The 22,843-nt window shown below is 75.8% G+C and carries 14 protein-coding genes; 5 read left to right on the top strand and 9 right to left on the bottom strand.

All coding sequences use genetic code 11. The features are described from left to right. Positions 1 to 19: 19 nt before the first annotated feature. Positions 20 to 7,555, bottom strand: a complete 7,536-nt coding sequence (locus IHE55_RS29395) for a type I polyketide synthase (protein WP_197992457.1) — start codon at positions 7,553 to 7,555, stop codon at positions 20 to 22. Beyond that, positions 7,459 to 8,271, bottom strand: coding sequence for a beta-ketoacyl synthase N-terminal-like domain-containing protein (locus IHE55_RS29390; protein ID WP_197992456.1), 813 nt, complete (start codon positions 8,269 to 8,271; stop codon positions 7,459 to 7,461). The genes IHE55_RS29395 and IHE55_RS29390 overlap by 97 nt, the downstream gene beginning before the upstream one ends. Before the next feature lie 928 nt (positions 8,272 to 9,199). On the opposite strand from IHE55_RS29390, the gene IHE55_RS29385 reads away from it, so the two are divergent. Further along, on the top strand, positions 9,200 to 9,994 hold the full coding sequence (locus tag IHE55_RS29385) for an AfsR/SARP family transcriptional regulator (protein ID WP_197992455.1): 795 nt from the start codon (positions 9,200 to 9,202) through the stop codon (positions 9,992 to 9,994). A 101-nt stretch (positions 9,995 to 10,095) separates the two neighbouring features. On the opposite strand, the gene IHE55_RS29380 is transcribed toward IHE55_RS29385, so the two are convergent. Next, a complete protein-coding gene (locus IHE55_RS29380) occupies positions 10,096 to 11,139 on the bottom strand; it encodes an NAD-dependent epimerase/dehydratase family protein (RefSeq protein WP_197992454.1) in 1,044 nt (347 codons plus the stop codon). A 40-nt stretch (positions 11,140 to 11,179) separates the two neighbouring features. After that, a complete protein-coding gene (locus tag IHE55_RS29375) occupies positions 11,180 to 12,145 on the bottom strand; it encodes a TIGR03557 family F420-dependent LLM class oxidoreductase (RefSeq protein ID WP_197992453.1) in 966 nt (321 codons plus the stop codon). Positions 12,146 to 12,729: 584 nt separating this feature from the next. On the opposite strand from IHE55_RS29375, the gene IHE55_RS29370 reads away from it, so the two are divergent. Next, positions 12,730 to 13,053 (top strand): plasmid stabilization protein, encoded by a 324-nt coding sequence (locus tag IHE55_RS29370; protein WP_197992452.1) that lies wholly within the window; start codon positions 12,730 to 12,732, stop codon positions 13,051 to 13,053. Positions 13,054 to 13,416: 363 nt separating this feature from the next. On the opposite strand, the gene IHE55_RS29365 is transcribed toward IHE55_RS29370, so the two are convergent. The 3 genes from IHE55_RS29365 to IHE55_RS29355 form a co-directional block, all read right to left on the bottom strand. Continuing rightward, positions 13,417 to 14,091, bottom strand: a complete 675-nt coding sequence (locus IHE55_RS29365; RefSeq protein ID WP_197992603.1) for a DUF6766 family protein — start codon at positions 14,089 to 14,091, stop codon at positions 13,417 to 13,419. 92 nt (positions 14,092 to 14,183) lie between these two features. Beyond that, positions 14,184 to 14,708: a hypothetical protein gene (locus IHE55_RS29360; protein ID WP_307826935.1), complete on the bottom strand. Its 525-nt coding sequence runs from the start codon at positions 14,706 to 14,708 to the stop codon at positions 14,184 to 14,186. 314 nt (positions 14,709 to 15,022) lie between these two features. Beyond that, the gene (locus IHE55_RS29355) at positions 15,023 to 15,181 is read right to left on the bottom strand and encodes a hypothetical protein (protein ID WP_197992451.1); all 159 of its coding nucleotides are present in this window, start codon (positions 15,179 to 15,181) and stop codon (positions 15,023 to 15,025) included. A gap of 646 nt (positions 15,182 to 15,827) precedes the next feature. Between IHE55_RS29355 and IHE55_RS29350 the strand changes: the two genes are divergently transcribed. Beyond that, positions 15,828 to 16,874, top strand: a complete 1,047-nt coding sequence (locus IHE55_RS29350; protein WP_197992450.1) for an enoyl-CoA hydratase/isomerase family protein — start codon at positions 15,828 to 15,830, stop codon at positions 16,872 to 16,874. 168 nt (positions 16,875 to 17,042) lie between these two features. Here IHE55_RS29350 and IHE55_RS29345 read toward each other — a convergent pair whose 3' ends face one another. Continuing rightward, on the bottom strand, positions 17,043 to 19,544 hold the full coding sequence (locus IHE55_RS29345) for a glycoside hydrolase family 3 protein (RefSeq protein WP_232266974.1): 2,502 nt from the start codon (positions 19,542 to 19,544) through the stop codon (positions 17,043 to 17,045). A gap of 305 nt (positions 19,545 to 19,849) precedes the next feature. Further along, positions 19,850 to 20,374, bottom strand: coding sequence for a VOC family protein (locus IHE55_RS29340; RefSeq protein WP_197992448.1), 525 nt, complete (start codon positions 20,372 to 20,374; stop codon positions 19,850 to 19,852). A gap of 77 nt (positions 20,375 to 20,451) precedes the next feature. Here IHE55_RS29340 and IHE55_RS29335 point away from each other — a divergent pair, with 77 nt between their 5' ends. After that, positions 20,452 to 20,886, top strand: a complete 435-nt coding sequence (locus tag IHE55_RS29335; RefSeq protein ID WP_197992447.1) for a winged helix-turn-helix transcriptional regulator — start codon at positions 20,452 to 20,454, stop codon at positions 20,884 to 20,886. Positions 20,887 to 21,498: 612 nt separating this feature from the next. Beyond that, entirely contained in the window at positions 21,499 to 22,617 is a 1,119-nt protein-coding gene (locus tag IHE55_RS29330) for a CapA family protein (protein ID WP_197992446.1), read from the top strand. The last annotated feature ends 226 nt before the right edge of the window (positions 22,618 to 22,843 follow it).

Here is a 22,843-nt window from a genome sequence, read left to right as displayed (position 1 = left end):
CTGAGGTCAAGGGTGAGGGTCAGTTGTCGCCGAGTGCTACGCGGACCAGGTCGGCCAGGTCCATGGAGTCCAGGGACTCGCCGGGTTCGCCGTCCTCGCCGGCCTCCGCGCCGGCCGGTTCCCCGGTGCCGGGTCCGGCCAGCCGCAGCAGCGTTTCGACCAGTCCGGCCTGCTGGAAGCGGGCGAGCGGGATGGTGGCCAGGGCGGCGCGGAACTCCGCCTCGTCGGGTGCCGGTGTGCCCTCGCCGTCCGCCGTCGCGGGCTCTGCCGGGCCGTCGGTGAAGAGCCGGCCGTGCAGGTGGCCGGCGACCGCGGTGGGGGTGGGGTGGTCGAAGATGAGGGTGGGGGACAGCCGCAGGCCGGTGGCGGCGCCGAGCCGGTTGCGGAACTCCAGTGCGGTGAGCGAGTCCAGGCCGAGGTCGAGCAGGCCGCGGTCGGGGACGATCGCCTCGGGCGTGGCGTGGCCGAGCACCGCGGCGAGGTGGCCGCGGGTGAGGTCCAGCAGCACCCGTTCCCGTTCGGCGTCGGGCCGCCCGGCCAGCCGTTCCCGCAGGGCGTCCGCCGGGTCCTCGGCGGTGGCGGGGCGCTGCGGTACCCGGACCAGGCCGCGCAGCAGCGGCGGGACCTCGCCGCGCTGCCGCATGCCGGCGGTGTCGAGCCGGGCGGGCATCAGCACCGGCCGGCCGGTGGCGAGGGCGGCGTCGAGGAGCGCGAGGCCCTGGTCACTCTCCATGGGCAGCAGTCCGGTCCGTCCGAGCCGCCGCACGTCGGCGGTGCCGAGGTGCTGGGTCATGCCGCTGGCCTGCGCCCACAGGCCCCAGGCGAGGGAGGTGGCGGGCAGCCCCGCCGAGCGGCGGAGTTCCGCCAGCGCGTCGAGGAAGGTGTTGGCCGCGGCGTAGCCGGCCTGCCCCGCGTTGCCGAGCACCCCGGCGGCCGAGGAGAACAGCACGAAGGCGGTCAGTCCGGCGTCGCGGGTCAGCCGGTGCAGGTTCCAGGCCGCGTCCACCTTGGGCCGGAACACCCGGGCGAGGCGTTCTGGGGTGAGCGATCCGATCACCCCGTCGTCCAGCACCCCGGCGGCGTGCACCACGCCGGTGAGCGGGTGGTCGGCGGGGATGGCGGCGAGCACCGCGGCGAGGGCGTCGCGGTCCGCGGCGTCGCACGCGGCGACGGTGACGTGGGCGCCCAGCGCGGTGAGTTCGGCGGTCTGCTCGGCGACGCCGTCCGCGGCGGTGCCGCTGCGGCTGAGCAGCAGCAGGTTCCGCACCCCGTGCCGCGCCACCAGGTGGCGGGTGATCAGCCGGCCGAGGACGCCGGTGCCGCCGGTGACCAGGACGGTGCCGTCGCCGCCGAAGGCGGGCGGCTCGGTGGCCGCGGCCCCGCCGGGACCGGCCGTGCCGGGGGCGGCCTCCGCGGTCGCGGACGCCGTCCGGACGAGCCGGGCGGCGCGTACCCGCCCGGCGCGCACGGCCAGCTGGGGCTCGTCGGTGGCGAGCGCCGCGAGCAGGGCCGCCGAGGAGGCGGCGGCGCCGTCGGTGTCCACCAGGACCAGCCGTCCGGGGTGTTCGGTCTGGGCCGAGCGGACCAGGCCCCAGACGGCCGCCTGGGCCGGGTCGGGTGCCGGGTCCCCGGCCTCGGCGGTGACCGCGCCGCCGGTGAGCAGGACCAGGCGGGAGCCCGCGTACCGCTCGTCGGTCAGCCAGGACTGCACCAGCGCCAGGGCGCGCCGCCCGGTGTCGTACACGGCGGGCACGGTGCCGTCGCCGGCCGGCTCCTGGGCGTAAGCCGCGTCCGGTGCCGCCGGGACGGCCATGACCACCACGTCGGGGGCGGCGGTGCCGGCGGCGACCGCCTCGGTCAGCGCCATGAGGTCGGCGTACCGGACCGGCCCGGGGGCGCCGAGGTCGTCGGCGCGGCACAGGTGGTCGGGGCCGGCCAGGGCCGCGGTCGGGGGCGTAGCCGGCCGGTCGCCGGGGGCCGCGGGCGGGTCCACCCACTCCAGGTGGTGCAGGGCGTCGGCGGTCCGGCTGCCGGCCGCCGCCAGCCGGCCGGGGGTGGTCCGGCGCAGGGTGAGCGAGCCGACCGTGAGCACCGGGCGGCCCGTGCCGTCGGTCGCGGTGAGGGAGAGCGTGTCCCCGTCGGCGGTCAGCCGGGCCCGGAGCGCGGTGGTGGTGCCGGGGAGCACGGTGACGTCGCTCCAGGCGAACGGCAGCCGGACCTGGTCCGCCCCGTCGAGCAGCAGGACGGTGTGGAGGGCGGCGTCGAAGAGCGCCGGATGGATGCCGAAGCGGTCGGCGTCGGCGTGCTGCTCCTGCGGCAGGCGGATCTCGGCGTACACCTCGTCGCCGCGCCGCCACATGGCGCGCAATCCCTGGAAGACCGGCCCGTAGGTGAAGCCGACCTCGGCGAGGCGCTCGTAGTGTCCGTCCAGGGCGACGGCCTCGGCGCCCGGCGGGGGCCACGGCGAGGCGGGGACGGCGGACGCCGGCGCCTCCTCGGTGACGGGCGTCAGGACGCCCTCGGCGTGCCGGGTCCACGGCTCGCCCTCGTCCCCCGCCGCACCGGTACGGTCCGGGGCCGGTCCGGCGGGTTCCGGGCGGGAGTGGATGGTGACGGTGCGGTGGCCGGACCCGTCCGGGCCACCCACCCGCACCTGCACCTGCACGCCCCCCACCTCGGGCAGCACCAACGGCGCCTGGAGCGTCAGCTCCTCCACCCGGCCACACCCCACCTCACCACCCGCCCGCAACGCCAGCTCCACCAACCCCGTCCCGGCACCAGCACCGAACCCCCACACCGCGTGATCGGCCAGCCAACCCTGCGACTCCACCGACAACCGACCCGCCAGCACCACCCCCATCCCCTCCGCCAGCACCACACCCGCACCCACCCACGCATGCCCCGTCACCGACAACCCCACCGACCGCACATCACCCGCACCCACCGACCGCCCCACCCAGAACCGCTCCCGCTGGAAGGCGTAGGTGGGCAGGTCCGGCAGGTCCCGCCGCGGGATCTGCGGGAGCAGCGCCGTCCAGTCCACGTCGACGCCGCGGGCATACGCCTGGGCCAGGGAGGTGAGCATCCGCCGCGGACCGCCCTCGTCCCGGCGCAGCGAGCCGACCACGACGGCGGTGGCTCCGGCGTCCTCGGCGGTCTCCTCGACGGCCACGGTCAGCACCTGGTGCGGGGTGCACTCGATGAACCCGCCCAGCCCGTCGGCGAGCAGACCACGCACCACCGGCTCGAAACGCACCGGCTGCCGCAGGTTGGTGTACCAGTACTCCGCGTCCAGACCGGTCGTGTCCAGCAGTTCACCGGTGACGGTGGAGTGGAACGGCACCTGCGCGGCGACCGGGCGGATGTCCACCAGATCGGCGAGCAACCGCTCCCGGATCGCTTCCACATGGGACGAATGGGAGGCGTAGTCCACCGGGATCTTCTTCGCCCGCACCTCCCGGGCCACCAGGTCGGCCACGATGCCCTCGATCGCCGCCGCGTCACCGGCCACCACCGTCGAGGACGGGCCGTTGAGGGCGGCCACCGACAGCCGGCCCTCCAGCCCGGCGGCGGTCAGCGCCTTCTCCACCTCGACCACGGGCAGCGGTACCGACGCCATGCCGCCGTCGCCGGCGATCTCCAGCAGCGCCTTGGACCGCAGCGCCACCACCCGCGCCGCATCCCGCACCGACAACGCACCCGCCACACACGCCGCCGCGATCTCCCCCTGCGAATGCCCCACCACCGCAGCCGGCTCCACCCCCACCGACCGCCACACCCGCGCCAACGACACCATCACCGCCCACAACACCGGCTGCACCACATCCACCCGCCCCAACCCCGGAGCGCTCGCCGCACCCCGCAGCACGTCCTCCAGGCGCCACTCCACGAACTCCGCCAACGCCTCGGCGCACTCGGCCAGGGCCTCGGCGAACACCCCACCCGCGTCCAGCAACTCCACCGCCATACCCACCCACTGCGACCCCTGACCGGGGAAGACGAACACCGGGTTGCCGGTGGCCGCGGCCCGGCCGGTCGCGGTTCCCGCCGGGGTCTCGCCCCGCGCCACCGCCCGCAGGCCCGACAGCAGCTCCGCACGGTCGGAGCCGATCACCACCGCGCGGTGCTCCAGTGCCGCACGGGAGACCACCAGCGACCGCGCCACCTCCGCCACACCCGCATCGGGCGACTCCACAACGAACGCCGCCAGCCGCTCCGCCTGCGCCCGCAGCGCCCGCTCGTCCCGGCCCGACACGATCCACGGCACCACGCCGCCCGGTACCTCCCGCTCCCCCTCCGGGTCGTCGCCGGACGCGGGCACCTCGCCGGTGGTCTCCTCGGCGGGCGCCTCCTCCAGGATGAGGTGGGCGTTGGTGCCGCTGATGCCGAAGGCCGAGACACCGGCCCGGCGCGGCCGGTCACCCGCCGGCCATTCCCGCGCCTCGGTCAGCAGCCGCACCGCACCCGCCGACCAGTCCACGTGCGGGGTGGGCTCGTCCACGTGCAGGGTGCGCGGGAGGACGCCGTGGCGCAGCGCCATCACCATCTTGATCACACCGGCGATGCCGGCGGCGGCCTGGGTGTGCCCGATGTTGGACTTCACCGAGCCCAGCCACAGCGGACGGTCGTCCGGCCGCCCCTGGCCGTAGGTGGCCAGCAGCGCCTGCGCCTCGATCGGATCACCCAGCTTCGTCCCCGTCCCGTGCGCCTCCACCACGTCCACGTCGGCCGCGGTGAGGCGTGCGTCGGCGAGCGCCTGGAGGACCAGCCGTTGCTGGGAGGGGCCGTTGGGGGCGCTCAGCCCGTTGGAGGCGCCGTCCTGGTTGAGCGCCGAGCCCCGGATGACGGCGAGCACCCGGTGGCCGTGGCGGCGGGCGTCGGACAGCTTCTCCAGCAGCAGGATGCCGGCGCCCTCGCCCCAGGAGGTGCCGTCCGCCGCCGCCGCGAACGGCTTGCAGCGGCCGTCGGGGGCCAGTCCGCGCTGCCGGGAGAACTCCACGAACATGCCGGGGGTCGCCATCACCGCCACCCCGCCGGCCAGCGCCGTCGAGCACTCGCCGCGGCGCAGTGCCTGGCACGCCAGGTGGAGCGCGGTGAGGGAGGAGGAGCAGGCGGTGTCCACGGTGATCGCCGGGCCCTCCAGTCCGAGGACGTAGGAGAGCCGGCCGGACAGGACGCTGACGGTGGTGCCGGTCAGCAGATGACCGTCGGATCCCGGGGCCGGCCGGTCCATGGGCGAGCCGTAGTCCTGGGCCATGCCGCCGATGAAGACGCCGGTGCGGCTGCCGCGGCGGCCGGTCGGGTCGATGCCCGCCCGTTCGAAGGCCTCCCACGCGGTCTCCAGCAGCAGCCGCTGCTGCGGGTCCATGGCGAGTGCCTCGCGCGGGCTGATGCCGAACAGGGCCGCGTCGAACCGGTCGGCGTCGGGCACGAAGGCGCCGTGGCGGACGTAGGTACGGCCGGGGACGCCCGGTTCGGGGTCGTAGAGGCCGTCGGTGTCCCAGCCGCGGTCCGTGGGGAAGCCGGTGATCGCCTCCCGTTCCTCGGCGACCAGGCGCCACAGGTCCTCGGGGCCGCGGACGTCGCCGGGGAACCGGCAGGCGATCGAGACGACGGCGATCGGTTCGCCGTCCGCCGCGGGGGCCGCCGGGGCGGTGCCGGCCTCGATGTGGCCGGGGCCGGGCAGCCCCAGCAGGGTCCGGCGGAGATGGTCCACGAGCGCGGCCGGGGTGGGGTGGTCGAAGACGAGCGCGGACGGTGCGTCCAGGCCGGTCGCCGCGTTGAGGCGGTTGCGCAGTTCGACCGCGGTGACCGAGTCGAAGCCGAGGTCGCGGAAGGACCGGTGGGCCGCGAAGGCGCCCGTCGCGGCGGGGCCGCGCAGCGCGGTGACCTGGGTGCGCACCAGTTCCGTCAGCAGGCGCCGCTGTTCGGCCTCCGGGACGGCGGCAAGCCGGCGGCCCAGGGGCAGCCGCGGGCCGGCCGTGGCGGCCGGGGCACCGGGTCCGGGTGCGGGGACGTGGAACGGGTAGGTCGGCAGTTCGGCCCGCCGGTCCCCCGGGGCCGGGCAGAGGGCGGTCCAGTCGACCGGCACCCCGCGTACGTGGAGTTCGGCGGTGGCGGTGAGGAAGCGGTCCAGGCCGCCCTGGTCGCGGCGGAGGGAGCCGACGACGACCGTCGTCCGGTCAGCGGCGGCGCGCTCGGCGGTCTCCTGGACGCCCACGGTGAGCAGAGGGTGCGGGCTCATCTCGACGAAGGTGGTGTACCCGTCGGCCAGCAGGGCGCGGACCGCCTCGTCGAAGCGGATCTCGCCCTGGAGGTTGGCGTTCCAGTACCCGGCGTCGAGTCCGGCGGTGTCCAGTCTGCGCCCGGTGACGGTGGAGTGGAACGGAACGTCCGACGGACGGCCGGGGAACGGGGCGGCGGCCTCCAGCAGATCGTCCTCGATCCGCTTGATGAGGCGGGAATGCACCGGCACCCGCACGGCGGTCCGCCGGGCGCGTACGCCTCGGGCCGTGAAGTGGGCGATCAGTTCCTGGACGGCGTCGGCCTCCCCGGAGACGAGGGTGGCCCGGGGGCCGTTGACGCCGGCGACGGCCAGCCGGTCGCCCCAGCGGGCCAGCTCCGTCTCCAGCTCGTCCCGGGGCAGCATGACGGAGGCGAGGTCGCCCTGGGCGAACAACAGCCCCTGGGCGGCGCTCCACCGGATGACCAGGGCGAGGGCGTCCTCCAGGGAGAGGGCGCCGCAGACGTGGGCGGCGGCGATCTCGCCCATGGAGGTGCCGACCACCGCGTCGGGCTCCACGCCGCAGGAGCGCCACAGGGCCGCCAGGGAGGTCATCACCGCCACCAGGGCCGGCTGGACGATCTCGGGGCGTTCCAGCGGGGGCGCGCCGGGCGCGCCGCGCAGCACGTCCAGCAGTGACCAGCCGGTGTGCCGGGCGATGATGTCGGCGCAGGTGTGCAGGTGTTCCCGGAAGACCGTGGCGGAGGCCATCAGGTCCAGGGCCATGCCCTGCCACTCGGAGCCCTGGCCCGGGAAGACGAAGACCACCCGGTGGCCGTCGTGGGCGGTGCCGTGGACGACCTCGGGTCCGGGCTCGCCGGCGGCGAGGGCGCGCAGCCCGGCCATTCGCGTGTCACGGTCCGCGGCCGGCAGCACGGCGCGCCGCTCGAACCGGGTGCGGGTGGTGGCCAGGGCCAGACCGATGTCCTGGGCGGTCAGGTCGGGGCGGGCGGTGAGGTGGCCGAGCAGGCGGTCGGCCTGGGCGGCCAGCGCCTCCTCGGTACGGGCGGTGAGCACCCAGGGCACGGCGGTCCCCGGGGTTTCGGGCCGTCCGGTGCCGGGGACGGGTGCGCCCGGGTCCGGGGCGGAGCCGGGGTAGGGCAGCAGGAGCAGCGGGCCCAGCTGCGTCCGGGACCGGTCGGGTGCCGCCCGCCGCACCGCCTCCGTCCAGGCGGTCACCTCGGTGGCGGGGCCGGCGGGCGCGGTCGCCCCGGGGGTGGTGCCGGGGCCGGCGGGCCGCAGCACGCAGGAGACGCGGTCGCCGTCGCGCACCGCGTCGGCGAGGCGTTTGAGGACCAGCAGCGCGCCGCCGGCGCCGCGGGGGTGGCCGACCGTGCCGTTCTCGCCGGGCGTCGTCGCGGCGGCGGCCGGGAGCGCCCGGCCCGGTGCCGGGGGCGGTCCCGCAGGAGGCGGTGGTGCCGGGGGCGGGGTGGACGGCGCCGGCGAGAGGCCAGGTCGGCGCGGTGGTCCAGCAGGTCCCGGACCGCCCGGGTGACGGCGTCCGTCATGGACGGGCCCGTGATGCCGGCGGGGGCGGGGGTGCCGAGGACGCGGCCGAGGAGGTCAGTGGCGCCGGGTTCCGCCGCGCCGATGTGCAGGACCGTCCGCTCCGGCGTGATCTGCCGGGGTATCAGGCCGGCGTGTTCCAGGGCGGTCCAGCCCAGTTCGGTGGCGAGCCGCGCGCCGGGGGTGGCGGCCGCGGCCTCCGCGTCGCTCAGGCCGAAGAAGGCGGCCTCGAAGCGGTCCTCGGTGTACCGGTCGCCGTCGCCGGGGGTGCGGGGGGCCCGGTCGCCCGGTGTCCGGTGCCCGGTGCCGTCCGCCGCCGGGTCCTCGCCGCCGGCCCGTTGGTCCTCGTCGCCCCGTGGTGTGCCGGGGGCCGGAGACGCGGGGTGCGGTGCGCCGGGAAATCCGCCGGAGCTGCCGATGACCGCGACCAGGTCCGCGGGCCGGCCGTACGCCGTGGCTCGATTTTCCTCGGAATTAGTCATCGACCGTCCCCCGTCACCCGGAAAACACGCGCAGCTGAATTCATCGGTTCATCGCCAATGGAGGGCCATTGGATTTTTCGAGGTACCAGGCGTGCCACTGAGCGGATTCCCCCACCCTTCGGTTACCGGCATGCGGCGAAACAGGCTCCCCGAAGCCTCTTCACCCAGTGGTGTTCCGAGCGGCCGGTGAAAAGTCCTCAAGTCTCCTGTGTGATCTTCTGATGCATGTCGCCTCACCGTAGCGCGGGGTTCTTAAGAGCGTCTTGGAGCGGACTTGGAGACTTGTTGGACGGAGCCGGGGGGATAATGTTTCAACCGGCGGACATAATGCGGACGGGCCGCGGCAATGGCCGCCCGGCGGAAATCGGGGAGGGGGCGGCCGGCCGTCGCGGCCCCGTCCGCCCGGGGCGCCGCCGGGGCCGGGCCGGGCCGGGCGTGACCGCGGGGTGTCCACCACGTGGCCGTCCAGGCAGGTGTTTCCGGCCACACTGCCGGCACCGGCCTGTGACCAGTGTCACTACCGCGCGGTGCGCTCCCGTGTGCCCCGGTGGTACGGAAGTTCGATCACGGCGGTGACGCCCGCCGGTCGGCGTCCGGTCCGGGTTGCCGCACCGGCGCCGAACCGACCGTCAACTTCCGTAATGACTAAAGGAGTTGTCGTCCGGTCACAGAACTTTCACCGCTCCTGGGGGCGGCTGCGGGGCACCGCCGTCCAGCCTCGCACACGGGTTCGCCGGCCTTTGCGGCGGAGCCGTACACCCTACGTGATTGGCGAGGCAAGACGAGGGTCGGCCACCCGGACAAGCGTGAGGAAGATGCTCCTTGGATATGCCCAGCATCGTCCGCTTCGATTGTTCCGGGCAAGTGGACCGGTGCCGGGGTCAAGGGCTCAGCACCGTTGTCAGCAGGTAACGGGAACGGAGTGCCGATGTCATTTGCCGTGAGATTACAGTTCAGTGTTCTCGGTCCGCTGACGGTGTGGCGCGACGGCTGTCCGGTGGATCTCGGGCCGGCCCGTCAGCGTAAGGTACTGGCGGCCCTGCTGCTCTCTCCTGGCCAGACCGTCGAGCCGGACCAGCTGAAGGAAATGGTGTGGCCGCACAATCCCCCGGGGGCGGCCATGGCGAGCCTGCACAGCTATATGTCGAACCTGCGGCGTGCGCTGGAACCGGATCGTCCGCCGCGGAGCCGTAACCGGCTGCTGCGGCGCGAACCGTCGGGTTATCTGCTGGCCGTGGACCCGGAAACCGTGGACGCCCACCGGTTCGAGCGGCTGTTCCGGAACGGCCGGCGATTGCTCCAGCAAGGAGATCATGACCAGGCCGGCCGGGTGTTGCGGGAATGCCTCTCCCTGTGGCGGGGTGTTCCCTATCCGGAAGTGTGCGACGACGCGTTCGGCGCGCAGACCTCGGCGCGGTTGGAGGAGCTGAGGCTGCTCGCCCTGGAAAGCCGCTGGGAGGCCGAGCTGGCGCGGAGTCAGGACACCTCGCTGATAGCGGCCGACCTGACCTCGCTGAGCATGAAGTTCCCGACCCGGGAGCGGCTGCGCTGGTTGCAGATGCAAGCGTTGTACCGGGCCGGCCGCCAGGCCGAGGCGCTGAAGGCGTACCACCAGACGCGGACGCTGCTGGCGGACGAGTACGGCATAGACCCGGGGCCGGACCTCCAGCAGTTGTTCGGCTCGATCCTGCGCGGCGGGACGGGGGTGGTGGTGACCGGCTGACGCGTGGCCCCCGCGGCCGCGGTGCTCCGGTCCCCCGGGCGGACCGCCCGGGGGACCGGACGCGGGCCGGGACACCGCTCACGTCCCGTCCCGCGGGCGGCTCAGCGCGGGGCGGAGGCCAGCGGCGGGGTGGGCCCGCCCGCGGCCTCCCGCAGGCCGTGCAGAAGCTCCTCCAGTGCGTCCCGGGCGGTCCGGCGCGGCTCCCAGCCCAGTTCGCGGGCGGCCCGGCCGGTGTCCATGAGCGGCAGCCGCAGTACGGTCCGCAGCAGCCCCGGGGGGACCGGCACGGCGTGCAGCTGCCACAGGGCACGCAGCGCGGCGGTGGCCGCGGCGGCGGGCAGCCGCACCACCCGGGCGCGCAGCAGTTCGCCCAGCAGCCGCGGGTCGACCACCGGACCGGCGGCGATGTTGAACGCGCCGCGCACCGGCCGGACCACCGCGAGGCGGTAGGCCTCGGCGGCGTCGTCGGCGTGCAGCGCCTGGAAGCGCAGCCCCGGCAGGTCGGGCACCACCGGCACCACGCCGGGGCGGACCAGCCGGCCCGGGACGAGCGGACCGGCGAACAGCCGGCGCTGTTCGGAGGCGGCCGCCCGCTGGAAGATGAAGCCCGGGCGCAGCCGGACCACCCGGATCCCGGGGTGGCGCAGCTCGAACGCGTCCAGCACCCGCTCCACATACGCCTTCTCGCGCGGGTAGGCGGCCTCCGGCCAGCCGTGGGTGGGCCAGCTCTCCGGGACCGCGTGGTCCTGGGGCCCCGGCGAGTAGGCCCCCACCGAGGACGCGTACACCAGGGCGGGCACGCCCGCGGTGGCCACCGCCTCGAACACCCGGATGCTGCCCAGTACGTTGGTGCGCCAGGTGACGGCCGGGTACCGGGCCGGCTGGAACAGCCAGGCCAGGTGGATGACGGCGTCCGCCCCGGCGAAGAGCCCCACCAGGTCGGCGCTGTCGTCGGTGATGTCGGCGGCGGCCCACTCGGCCTTGGGGACCGTCTCCCGCGGGACCCGCCGGGCGATGCCGACGACGGACCCGATCCGCGGGTCCTCGGCGAGCGTCCGGAGCACCGCGGTGCCGACGTTGCCGGTGGCGCCCACGACGGCCACGCGCAGTGTCCCGTCGTCCGCCGGCGGCCTGAGGCTGGTCATGCTCGCGCTCCCTTCCCGTGGTGGTCCGCCGTCCCGCCGGTCACAGCTCGCGCAGCGCCGGGAGGAGCTTCTCCTCGGCCCACTCCAGGAACGGCAGCTGGCTGTCCCCGCCGACCTGGACCAGCGCGATCTCGGTGAATCCCGCCTCCACGTACGGCCGTACCGCGTCCACGAAGGCCGGGACGTCGTCCCCGCAGGGGATGGACGCGGCGACGTCCTCGGGCCGGACGAACTGCGTCGCGTCGGCGAAGGCGCCGGTGCCGGGCAGTTCGGAGTTGACCTTCCAGCCGCCGCCGAACCAGCGGAACTGGTCGTGGGCCCGGTGCACCGCGGCGTCCCGGTCCCGGTCGAAGCAGACCGGCAGCTGGCCGACCCGGGGTTTGCCGGCGCCGCCGTGCCGGTCGAAGGCCTCCAGCAGCTCGGCCCGGGGCTCGACGGCGATCACCAGGTCGGCGAACCGGCCGGCCAGGGCGCAGGACTTCTCCCCGGAGACGGCGATGCCGATGGGCGGGGGCGGGTCGGGCAGGTCCCACAGTTTGGCGGCCTCGACGTCGAAGTGCGCGCCGTGGTAGTCGACGGTGCCGCCGTCGAACAGCGCCCGGATGATCTCCACCGCCTCGGTCAGCTTCTCGTGACGGGTCGCGACGCCCGGCCACCCGCCGCCGACCACGTGCTCGTTGAGGTTCTCCCCCGAGCCCAGGCCGAGCCGGAAGCGCCCCTCGGAGAGCAGCTGCACGGTGGCCGCCTGCTGGGCGACCACGGCGGGGTGGTACCGGGTGGTCGGGCAGGTGACGTACGACATCAGCGGAATCCGCGAGGTGGCCTGCGCGGCGGCGCCCAGCACGCTCCAGGCGTGCGGGGCGTGCCCCTGGGAGGCCAGCCAGGGCGAGTAGTGGTCGGAGGTGACCGAGAAGTCGAAGCCGGCCTGCTCGGCCCGGACGACGTGCGCGACGAGGTCCCGCGGCCCGGCCTGCTCGGTCATCATCGTGTATCCGATGTGCACCATGCTGCGGCGGGTTCCCGGGCGGCGCGCCGGGAAACCTGGCGGCGGAGTACGCCCGCCGGCCGCCGCCCCGGACGCTCCGTCCCGGTGCCCGGCGCCTCCTCCCGGGGAACGGGCCCTCCCCGGGCGGCCGTCCCCGCGGCTCCCTCGGCAGGCGCTCCCTCCGCCGGCGGCTCTCTCCGCGGTTCTTCCGCCGCTCCCGAGGACCTTGCCCGGGCCGCTCTCCCGGGGTGGCTCCCCTGGGTGCCGCGCCGGGGGCTGTTCTCCCCGGGCGGCTCCCCCGGATGCCGTGCCGGGGCGGCTCGTCCGGGGAGCCTCGTCCGGTCCGCACGCCCGGTGGCGGTGCGGTCGTCCGGTGCCCGGTGCCGGCCGGCGGTTCCCGCGCCCGGTGACGGTCCCCGCCGGGCGCTGCCAGGTCGCCGGCAGGCCGCACCAACGCCCGCCCGGCCGGTCACGGTGCCGCGTTACCCGACCCGCGTTCCGGGTAGACGTAACGATATTCGCCCGATATGTCCGCCTGTCGTTCCGCGCCCGCGCATCAGGTACGGGCCGGACGGACGGGCACCGAGAGACGGGAGGTGTCAGACGTGCCGAGGGGTTCGAGTCCCAAGCGTGAGCGCCAGTACGAGCACATCAAGGAAGGCGCGAAGGAGCGCGGCGCGAGTGACAAGCGCGCCAAGGAGATGGCGGCGCGCACCGTCAACAAGGAGCGGGCGCGCTCCGGCGAGTCGCGCACGGCGAGCCGTACCTCCACCCAGGACACGTCGTCCTCCCGGCGGGGCGGGCAGCGCTCGGGGTCGGGGTCGCAGGGCCCCACCCGGGACCAGCTGTACGCGGAGGCGAAGAAGCGCAACATCGAGGGGCGCTCGCAGATGAACAAGGAGCAGCTCAAGGACGCGCTCGGCCGCTGAGCCGGGCGACGGGCCGGCTGCCGGGCCACGTCCCGGCCGACGACACGGCTCCGGCCGGCAACGCCGGTCCCGTCGGGGGGCGCGGGTCCCGTCGGCGATCCGGGCCCTGTCGGGGGCGGTTCGCACCGCCCCGGCCGGGCCGCCGTCGAAGGGCCTCGCCCCTCCCCGTACCACCGCGCCCCGGACACGCGCCCGGAGTGCGCACCGCGAGCCGTACCCGCCCGCCGCCGCGGGCTCCGGCACCCCGCCGGAGCCCGGGCGGCACGACGCCGGGAGCCGCCGGTGGCGGGGCGGCACGACGCCGGGAGCCGCCGGTGGCGGGCCGGGAGCGGCGGGCCGGTGCCGGGCCCGGACGCCGCCGGGTCAGCCCTCGACGCCGGTGGCGGTGTGGGCGGCGCCCACCGGTTTCGACTCCGGTGAGCCGCGCTGCCGCAGGTAGATGGAGAGCACCGCCATGGAGGCGATGGCGAGGAACTCCGACTGCCAGTTCTGCAGCGTACGGCTCCAGAACTCCGCCGAACCCAGATAGTCCGCCCAGCCCACCGGAGCCTGCAGCCGGCGCAGCCGCTCCTCGTTGAAGGCGGCGACCCCGCTGATGGACTGGGCGAGCCAGGACAGCAGGAAGACGGCGCCCATGACCAGCCCGAGGGAGGTCCCGTACAGCGTCTGCCGCACCCCGCCGACGCTCGCCCAGCGCGGCGAGTCGGCGCGCGCGTGACGGCCGATCCGCTGCTCCTCGTGGGATTCGCGGCCCTCCCGGCCCAGTTCCTTGGACTCCGGCGAGCCCCGCTGGACGAGCCAGACCGTGAGGTAGAGGTAGAGGAAGAACTGCAGGTACTCCGACTGCCAGTTCTCCATCACGTCCACGGCGAAGTCGGACGAGGTGACGTAGGCGCCGAAACCGATGGCCGGGAACCCGTCGGTGGCGAGTTCGTTGTTGAACTCCGCGTGCCCGGCGACCGCCTGGCCGGCGAGGGCGGCGAAGAAGGCCGTCCCGAAGGCGAGGCCGAGGCCGTTCTCCCGGACGAAGCGCGGCACCCTCACCGCTGGGTCACCCCCACCACGATGCTGTACGTCAGCCCGAGGACGATGACGAGCAGACAGAGCATGAACATGGTCCGCACCGGCCGTCACCCGCCCTGCACGGCACACTCGTAGGGCCGGCCCGGGCGCGGGGTGCAGCCCGCCGCGACCACCTTCCACCGTGCGGCGATGTGGGACAGGAAGAGGGTGTCACCGGTGAGCACCACCCGGGCCTGCCGGCCGTGCACATCCACCTCGCGGACCCCGCCGGCGCGCGGCAGGTCCTCCTCCAGCACCGCGTCCCGGCAGCGGATCTTCGCCGTCCGCACCACCTCTTCCCGCGTCTGCGGTGCGAGTACGGCACACAGCGCGGCGCCGTTCCGGTCGCGCAGCGCGTGCTGGAAGGCGAGCGCCGCCGCACGGGCCCCGGAGCGGCGTTCGTCCAGGCTCGCGCAGCCGACGCCCAGCAGCAGGACCGCGACACAGGCGAGCCCTGCGGCGGGCCGTACCCGGCCCGGCCGGGGCCGCGGCGTCCGCCGGGCGTACCGGAGCCACCGCGACCGCCCGGCGGGCCCGTGGCGGGCCCCGGTACCGTGCCCGGCCCCGGCGCTGATGGTGTCCGCGCCGCTCACGTCCGCACCGGCCTCCTCTCCCGTCCGCGGCCGGCGGCCCCGGGCCGGAGCCCCGGGGGCACCGGCGGGCCTCGGTCGTTGTCCGAGGGACGCTAGCGGCACGGATGCCGGCCGGGAGTCCACCGCACGCCGCCGGGGCCGCCTTCTCCCCCCAACGGCCGAGCCCGGCGGGGGCCGCGCGCCGCGCCCGCCACGCGCACCGCCCCGGACCGGGGCGGGCAGGGTCCGGGCGGCTGCGGGGCCCCGGCAGGCAGGGTGGGTGCGGGGCCCGGTGGGCCGGGCCGGGCGGGCACGGGGCCGACCGCCCGGCCGGGTCACTCCTCCTCGTCGCGTTCCCCCTCGGCCTGGGAGGGGGTGGTCCGGGGCACGTCCGGGTGCCGCTCGGTGCCGGGCAGCCGGCGCCCGGTCCCCGTCACGTCCTGCTCGTCCTCGTCCCGTTCGCCCTCGGCCTGGGAGGGCGTCTGTTCCCACATGGCCCGCCTCCTTTCCGGACGGCGCCCCGGCACCCGTTGCACCGGGTCACGGTTGGTGCGGGTACCCCGTGGACGCCCCGCGACTCCCCGTCCGGGCCCCGGGCCGTGCGGCACCGGGCGGCGGGGCCCGTGCGGTCCCGGGTGCCGGGCCCGGGGCGGCCGCCTCGGCGGTGGAGCGGTGTGGCCGGGGCGGCGGCGGGGTGCGGCGGTCGCCGCCGGTGCGCTCCCGCCGACCGGAGGAGTACCCCGTCCGTCCGGCGGCCGCACCGCGCCCGGGAGGGGCGACCGACCCGTCCGGCGGTCCCGCGGCGCCTGGGGGGGGAGCGCCCGCGCGTCCGGTGATCCGGCGGTCTTCCGGCACCCCGCCGGCCGCGGCGTCACCAGCAGGCCGCCGACGGGACCACCGGCCGGCGGGCCACCGGAGTGCCGGCATCCGAGCGCCGGGCCGGGGTGCCGGGGCGAGGCCCCGGGAGCCCGGGCGCCGGGCCCCGGGGCGGGAAAGTGCCCCGGGGGCAGGGGCGGGGCCGGTGTCCGGGCCGCCGGGCCGCTGAGGCAAGCTGGGCGGCACCACCCGGCGCCGGACGACGGAAGGAAGCGACGAGATCATGCGTGACATCGTGGCCCGCGGGCCCAGGAGGGCCGCCCGGTGAACGAGGAAGCCCCGGTACTGGTGTGGACCGACGGCCACGCGGGCCGTCTGGTCCTGAACCGCCCGCGCGCCCTGAACGCCCTCACCCACACGATGGTGCGGGACATCGCCACCGCGCTCGACGCCTGGGAAGCCGACGACTCGGTCGCCGCGGTGGTCGTCACCGGCGCCGGCGACCGCGGCCTGTGCGCGGGTGGGGACATCCGCGCCATCCATGACGACGTACGCGCCGGCGGCGGGCGGGCGTCGGCGGACTTCTGGCGGGACGAGTACCGGCTCAACGCCCGGATCGCCCGCTACCCCAAGCCGTACGTCGCCTTCATGGACGGCATCGTGATGGGCGGCGGGGTCGGGGTGTCCGCGCACGGCAGCGTGCGGATCGCCACCGAACGCTCCCGGATCGCCATGCCGGAGACCGGTATCGGGTTCATTCCCGACGTGGGCGGGACGTTCCTGCTCTCCCGGGCCCCCGGCGAGCTGGGCACCCATCTGGCGCTCACCGCGGCCGCGGTCGGCGCGGCGGACGCCGTGCTGTGCGGACTGGCCGACCACTACGTGCCGAGCGCCCGGCTGCCGGAGGCGGTGGCCGCGCTCGCCACCTCCTCCCCCGGGGAGGTGGTCGCCCGGTACGCCGAGGAGCCGCCGCCGGGTGTGCTCGCCGATCAGCGGGAGTGGATCGACCACTGCTACGCCGGCGGTTCGGTCGAGGAGATCGTGGAGCGGCTGCTGGCCACCGGGGAGCCGGCGGCGAAGGAGGCGGCCCAGTCCGTGCTGGCCAAGTCGCCCACCTCGCTGAAGGTCACCCTCGCCGCGCTGCGCCGCGCCCGCGGGCTGGACTCCCTGGAACACGTGCTGGAGCAGGAGTACCGCGTCTCCTGCGCGGGGCTGTCCGCCCCCGATCTGGTGGAGGGCATCCGTGCCCAGGTCGTGGACAAGGACCGCCGGCCCCGCTGGTCGCCGGCCGCCCTCTCCGAGGTCACGCCGGAGGACGTCGCCCGGTTCTTCGCCCCGACCGGGGAACCGGCCCTGTTCGACGCCCGCTGACCGGCCGGCGCCGCACGGCGGAACGTCCGTACCGGGCGCCGGGCCGGTGGCGGTGCCACAGGCCCGCGCCGGACCGGTACCGGAATGTCCGTGCCGTGCGCCGGCCGGCACGGTGTCAGGTCCCGGGCCCCGGGCCGCCGTCCGGCGCCTCGCGGGCGGGCGGACGGTTCAGCGGGCGGCGCGGTAGGCGTCGGTGAGCCGGGCGACGGCGCCGGTCAGGTCGCCGGTGAGCAGCAGATGGTCGGCCTCGGCGAAGGGCCGGGCCACCGCCGGGGTGAGCCGGGTGCCGACCCTGGCCTGCACGACGGCCCGGGCCGCGCCGGCGATCCGGTCGCCCCGCGCGGAGCGGGCCTGTCCGGCGCGCTCGGTCGCGGCCGCGGCGGCGGCCAGGGACCTCAGCCGCGCGGCACCGTCGCCGGCGGGGGCCGGGTGCGGTGTGGTGAGACCCCAGCCGAAGGGGAACTGCGGATCGTAGTCGCGGTCGCCCACGTTGATCGGCAGCTGCGCCGCGGAGCGGGGCCAGCTCACCGGCAGCCGGCCGGTGAACGGCCGCCGGCCGTAGAGGACGTCGGCGACCCCGTCGCCCTCCGTCCCCGGCAGCCAGGAGGCGACCAGGGCGTCGATGGCCCCCAGGCGGTCGCCGATGAGCTGGGGCCGTCCGGAGACCACCAGCACGGCGCAGCGCAGCGCGGCGCAGACCCGGTCCACGGCGGCCCGGTCGGCGGCGGACAGCGCCAGGTCGTGGCCGTTGCCCACGTCGCCGACGCCCTCCGCGTACGGGGCCTCGCCGACCACGACCACCCCCACGTCGTGGCCGCGGACGGGCCGGGAGGCGTCCTCGGAGTAGGTGATGGCCGCGCCCGGGGCGGCCCGCCGCATGGCGTCCAGGACGGTGGTGCCGCGGGTGATGTCGCCGGAGGAGCCCTGCCAGCTGATGGTCCAGCCGCCGGCCTGGTGCCCCAGGTCGTCGGCGTTGGACCCGGCCACGTACACCTTCTGGGTGGGTTTCAGGGGCAGCAGCCCGCCCGCGTTCTTCAGCAGGACCTGGGAGGCGGCGGCGGCCTCCCGGGCCACCGCCCGGTGCCCGGCCGAACCGACGTCCGGCAGCCGTGAGGTGTCCGCGTAGGGCCGTTCGAAGAGGCCGAGCCGGAACTTCTGGGTGAGGATGCGGGAGACCGCGTCGTCGATCCGCGCGGTGCTCACCCGGGCCGCCGCCACCTCGGCCCGCAGCGTCCGCTGGAAGGTCCGGTAGGCGTTCGGCACCATGATCATGTCGAGGCCGGCGTTGACCGAGGTGCGCACGTCGTCGGCGTAGTCGCCGGGGAGCTGGTCGATGGCCTGCCAGTCGCTGACGGTGAAGCCGCGAAAGCCCATCCGCCCCTTGAGCACCCGGCTGATCAGCTCGGCGTGGGCGTGCATCTTCACCGGTCCGGCGCGGTCGCCGAGGAGGTCCACCGAGGAGTAGGACGGCATGACCGAGCCGACACCGCGGCGCACCGCCCGGCGGTACGGGGCGAGGTGGACCGCTTCCAGTTCCGCCCGGCGGACCCGGGTGACGCCCTGGTCGATGGTGTAGCCGTCGGTGGAGGAGGACCCGTAGGCGGTGCCGCCGTCGCCCACGTAGTGCTTGGCGGTGGCCAGCACCTTGTCCGGGCGGTCCAGGTCCCGGCCGTCCGGTGCGCCCTGGAGGCCGCGGACGACCGAGGTCAGCGCGGTGACCAGCGCCGGGTCCTCGCCGAAGGACTCGTACGAGCGGCCCCAGCGTTCGTCGCGGGTGACGCACAGGCAGGGGGCGAAGGTCCAGGGCACGCCGGTGGCCCGCGTCTCGGTGGCGGTGACCGCCGCGGTGCGCTCGGCGAGGCGCGGGTCACGGGCGGCGCCCAATCCGATGTTGTGCGGCATGATCACGGTGCCGGTGACGTTGTTGTGGCCGTGCACCGCGTCCACGCCGTAGAGCAGCGGGATCTGCAGCCGGGTGGCGCGGGTGCGCAGCTGGAAGCCGTCCACCATCCGGGCCCACGCCCGTGGCGTGTTGGGGCTGGGGGCCGAACCCCCACCGGAGAGCAGGGAGCCGAGGTGGTGGGTGGCGATGTCGCCCGGTGTCCGCAGCGCCCGGCGTTCCGCCTGGGTCATCTGGCCGATCTTCTCGGCGAGGGTCATCCGGCCCAGCAGGTCCCGCACCCTGCGGTGCACCGGGAGCCGGGTGTCGAGGTAGGGCAGGCCGTGCGCGTCGATGACCACCAGCGGGCCGGTCGCGGGCACGGCGGCGCCGGTGGCCCGCAGCCGCAACCGGACGGTCTCGGCCACCTCGGGCCTCGGGTCCCGCACCGTGCGGAGCCGGACGGCGCGCCGGGCGCCGGAGGGCGTGCCCGCCGGGAAGGTGACGGTGCCGGTGGCCGGGGCGTAGTCGGCGCCCGCAGTGGCGGTGCCGCCGGCGGCGGTGTGGCCGACGGTGACCGGGCGGTCCAGCGGTGTCCCGTCCGCGGTGGTCACGGTGAGCGTCACGGTGGCGGTCCGGCCCTCCCGCACCGGGTGCACGGCGGCGCCGGCGGTGATCCAGGGCACCGGTCCGTCCGTCGCGGCCGAGGGCCCGGCCGAGGCGTGCGGGAGGGCCGTGACGAGCAGGCCGGCGGTGACGAGCAGCGCGGTACGTCCCGGGCGGGGCCTCATCCGGCGCACGGGCTCTCCCTTCGGCATGCGGCGGGACACGGCGGACGTGCCCGCGCCGCGCGGACGTGCTCCCCCCGCGTGAGTGAATCGGCGTCCTGACACCCCGTCAACGAACGAAACGGGTACGGGCGCCGGGGTGACTCCTTCGGCCCAACCCGGGACGGGCGGCCGGCGGCGCGGTGCCCGCCGCCCGCCTTGGTTACGGGAGCCCGCTGGACAGCGGGGTGGTCCGCCGGGGCGGGGGGAGACCGCGCCCCGGCGGGCCGCGCCCGACGGCCCGCCGGGGGAGGACAGCGCTCGCCGGTTCAGTGGCGAGCCGGAGCGCAGCTGCCGGTCCCGCCGGGGAGGTCGGTGCCGAATCGCGCGATGACCGCGTCCAGGTCGAGCGGTGCGAAGGCCTCGCGGGTCACCTCGTTGATCCTGTCGGCGGGCACCAGCCAGCACACCTCGAACTTCAGGCCGTCCGGGTCGTCGGCGTACAGCGACGCGGTGGTGCCGTGGTCGATCTCATGGGTCAGCAGACCTGCCCGCAGCAGCTTGCCGCGGATCTGCCGGAGTTCGGCCAGGGTGTCCACCTCCCACGCCAGGTGCGCGAGCCCGGGACGTCGGCCCGGGCTCTGCGGGGAAGCCGGGCCCTCGATCTGCATGAGGGCCAGGTCGTGGTCGTTGCTCGACCCCTCGGCCTGCAGGAACGCGGCCTCGGGCACCTGGTCGCCGTCGGCGTGGAGGCGGTGGTTGACGCGGAAGTTCAGCACGTCGGTGTAGAAGGAGATGCTGCGCTCGACGTCGCGGACGTGGAGCACGGCGTGGTTGAGACGCTGGACCGGCATGTCACTCCTCGCTTGGTTACGATTAGTGCGTAGCCCCACCATAGGGATGCAGTGACAACCTCACAAAAGGCACATTGATGTACGCAGAGCACACCGGTGATCCTGACCGTGCCGCCGCCCCGCACCAGGACGACGCCTGGCCCGCCGATGCCCCCCACCCGTGCGAGAGCTGGCCGGACAACGGCCGGACGGTCCGGGAGACCCTCGACCGGATCGGCGACAAGTGGTCCGTCCTGGTCATCGGCATCCTCAGCCGCGGTCCCCTGCGGTTCAGCGCCCTGCAGCAGCGGGTTCCGGGCATCTCCCAGCGCATGCTCACCCTCACCCTGCGCCACCTGGAACGCGACGGAGTCGTCTCCCGCACCGTCTACGCCGAGGTGCCCCCGCGCGTCGAGTACCAACTGACGCCACTGGGCGAGAGCCTGCGCACCATCGTCCACGCGCTCGCCCAGTGGGTCACGGACCACCATGAAGAGATCGAGAGCGCGCGCCGTCGCTACGACGCCGGATGACACCCGTGCCCCGGCCGGCTTTCACCGGCGGGGCACACATCCGCCCCGGCCCTGGACCCGCCAGCCCTCCGGCACGGCCGGCAGCGTCCCCGGTGCCGGCGCAAGCCCGCGGATCCACGCGGTGCGCGGCCGCGCCACCGGCCGGTACAGGCGCCGCTCGGCCGCCGTACCGGCCTTCGCGACCTGCCGGACCGGCACGAGGCACCCCCGGCGGCAGCACCCGGAGCCGGCGCGGCCACGTCACCGCATGGCCGAACAGCGCCGAGCGCGCCGCCACCACGGGGGAGCAGGACGCACCCGGGAGCGGGCCGCCTCGCGGGACGCGGGCCGCCGGAAGCCCGAGGGCCGGAGTCCCGGGCGTCGGGGGCCGGGCACACGCAGCACAGGATCGGCGTCGCCGAGGCGGGGGCCGGCGCGGAAGCCGTACGGGCCGGACCCGGCACGGAAACCGTACGCGGAGCCGTACGCACACCGGACGGGCACGGAAACCGTACGCACCGGGCCCGGCACGGAAGCCCGACACACCGGGCCCGGCACGGAAGCCGGACCCGCCGAAGGCGGGGGGCGTGTACGAGGGCGCGGGCCGGCCGCCGGGCGTCCTAGCCTGGAGGAGTGAGCGGCGACCTGGTCACGTTGTCGCTGTGCGGCGACGTGATGCTCGGCCGCGGGGTCGACCAGATCCTTCCGCATCCGGGTGACCCGCAGCTGCGGGAGTCGTACATCCGGGACGCGCGCGGCTATGTGGAGCTGGCGGAGGCGGCGAACGGGCCGATCCCCCGCCCGGTGGACTTCGGCTGGCCGTGGGGGGACGCCGCGGCGGTGCTCGACACGGCCGCCCCCGACGTCCGCGTGATCAATCTGGAGACCGGTGTCACCCAAGCGGACAGCTACGCCCCGGACAAGGGCATCCACTACCGGATGGCGCCGGCGAACCTGCCCTGCCTGGCCTCGGTCCGCCCGGACGTCTGTGTCCTGGCGAACAACCATGTGCTGGACTTCGGCCGCCCGGGGCTGGCCGAGACCCTCGACCAGCTGGCCGCGGCCCGGCTGCGGACGGCGGGTGCGGGCCTGGACTCCGCCCGGGCGTGGCGGCCCGCCCTCGTGCCGGTCGGCGGCGGCCGGCGCGTCGTGATCCTCGCGATCGGCATGCCGTCCAGCGGCATTCCACCGCACTGGGCGGCCACCGCCGACCGGAGCGGAGTGGCGCTGGTGGAACGGCCCACGGCCGCCGCCGCGGCGGACGTGGCCGGACGGCTCCGCCGGGCGGCACGACCCGGTGACGTGACGGTGGTCTCGGTCCACTGGGGCTCCAACTGGGGTTACCAGGTCTCCCCCGAGGACGTCGGGTTCGCGCACGCGCTGGTGGACGGCGGGGTGGACCTGGTGCACGGCCACTCCTCGCACCACCCGCGTCCGGTGGAGGTCTACCGCGGCCGGCTGGTGCTGTACGGCTGCGGCGACCTGATCGACGACTACGAGGGCATCGAGGGGTACGAGCGGTACCGGGACGACCTGCGGCCGCTCTACCTGGCCACGGTGGAGGGGGCCACCGGCCGGCTCCGCTCGTTGCGCGTCCACCCGCTGCACGCCCGGCGGATGCGGCTGTGGCACGCCTCGGCCGAGGACCGCGCGTGGCTGCTCGCCGTGCTCGACCGGATCAGCCGCCCGTTCGGGACCCGTGTCCGGTCACTGCCCGACTCCTCACTCGGCTGCTTCACCACCCGGCCATGAGCCGTCACCCGGCGACCGACGCACCCCGAGCCGCCGTACCGTCAGGCACCGGACCGGCCACACCGTGGGCTGTCATGCCGTTCGGATCGATGCCGTGCACCGGCCGTCACGGACCGACCCGGCCCGGGCGGCTGCGGGCGCCGGCGCACCGGCACTCCGCGCGGCCGCCCGTGCGGCGGTCCGTCTGCGGAGGCCCGGCAGCTGGCCGGAGGGAGCCCGGCAGTCG

The sequence above is a fragment of the Streptomyces pactum genome, from assembly GCF_016031615.1.
Lineage (GTDB): Bacteria > Actinomycetota > Actinomycetes > Streptomycetales > Streptomycetaceae > Streptomyces > Streptomyces pactus.
The sequence above is the reverse complement of the archived record's forward strand: the minus strand, read 5'-3'. Positions and strand labels throughout refer to the sequence as shown.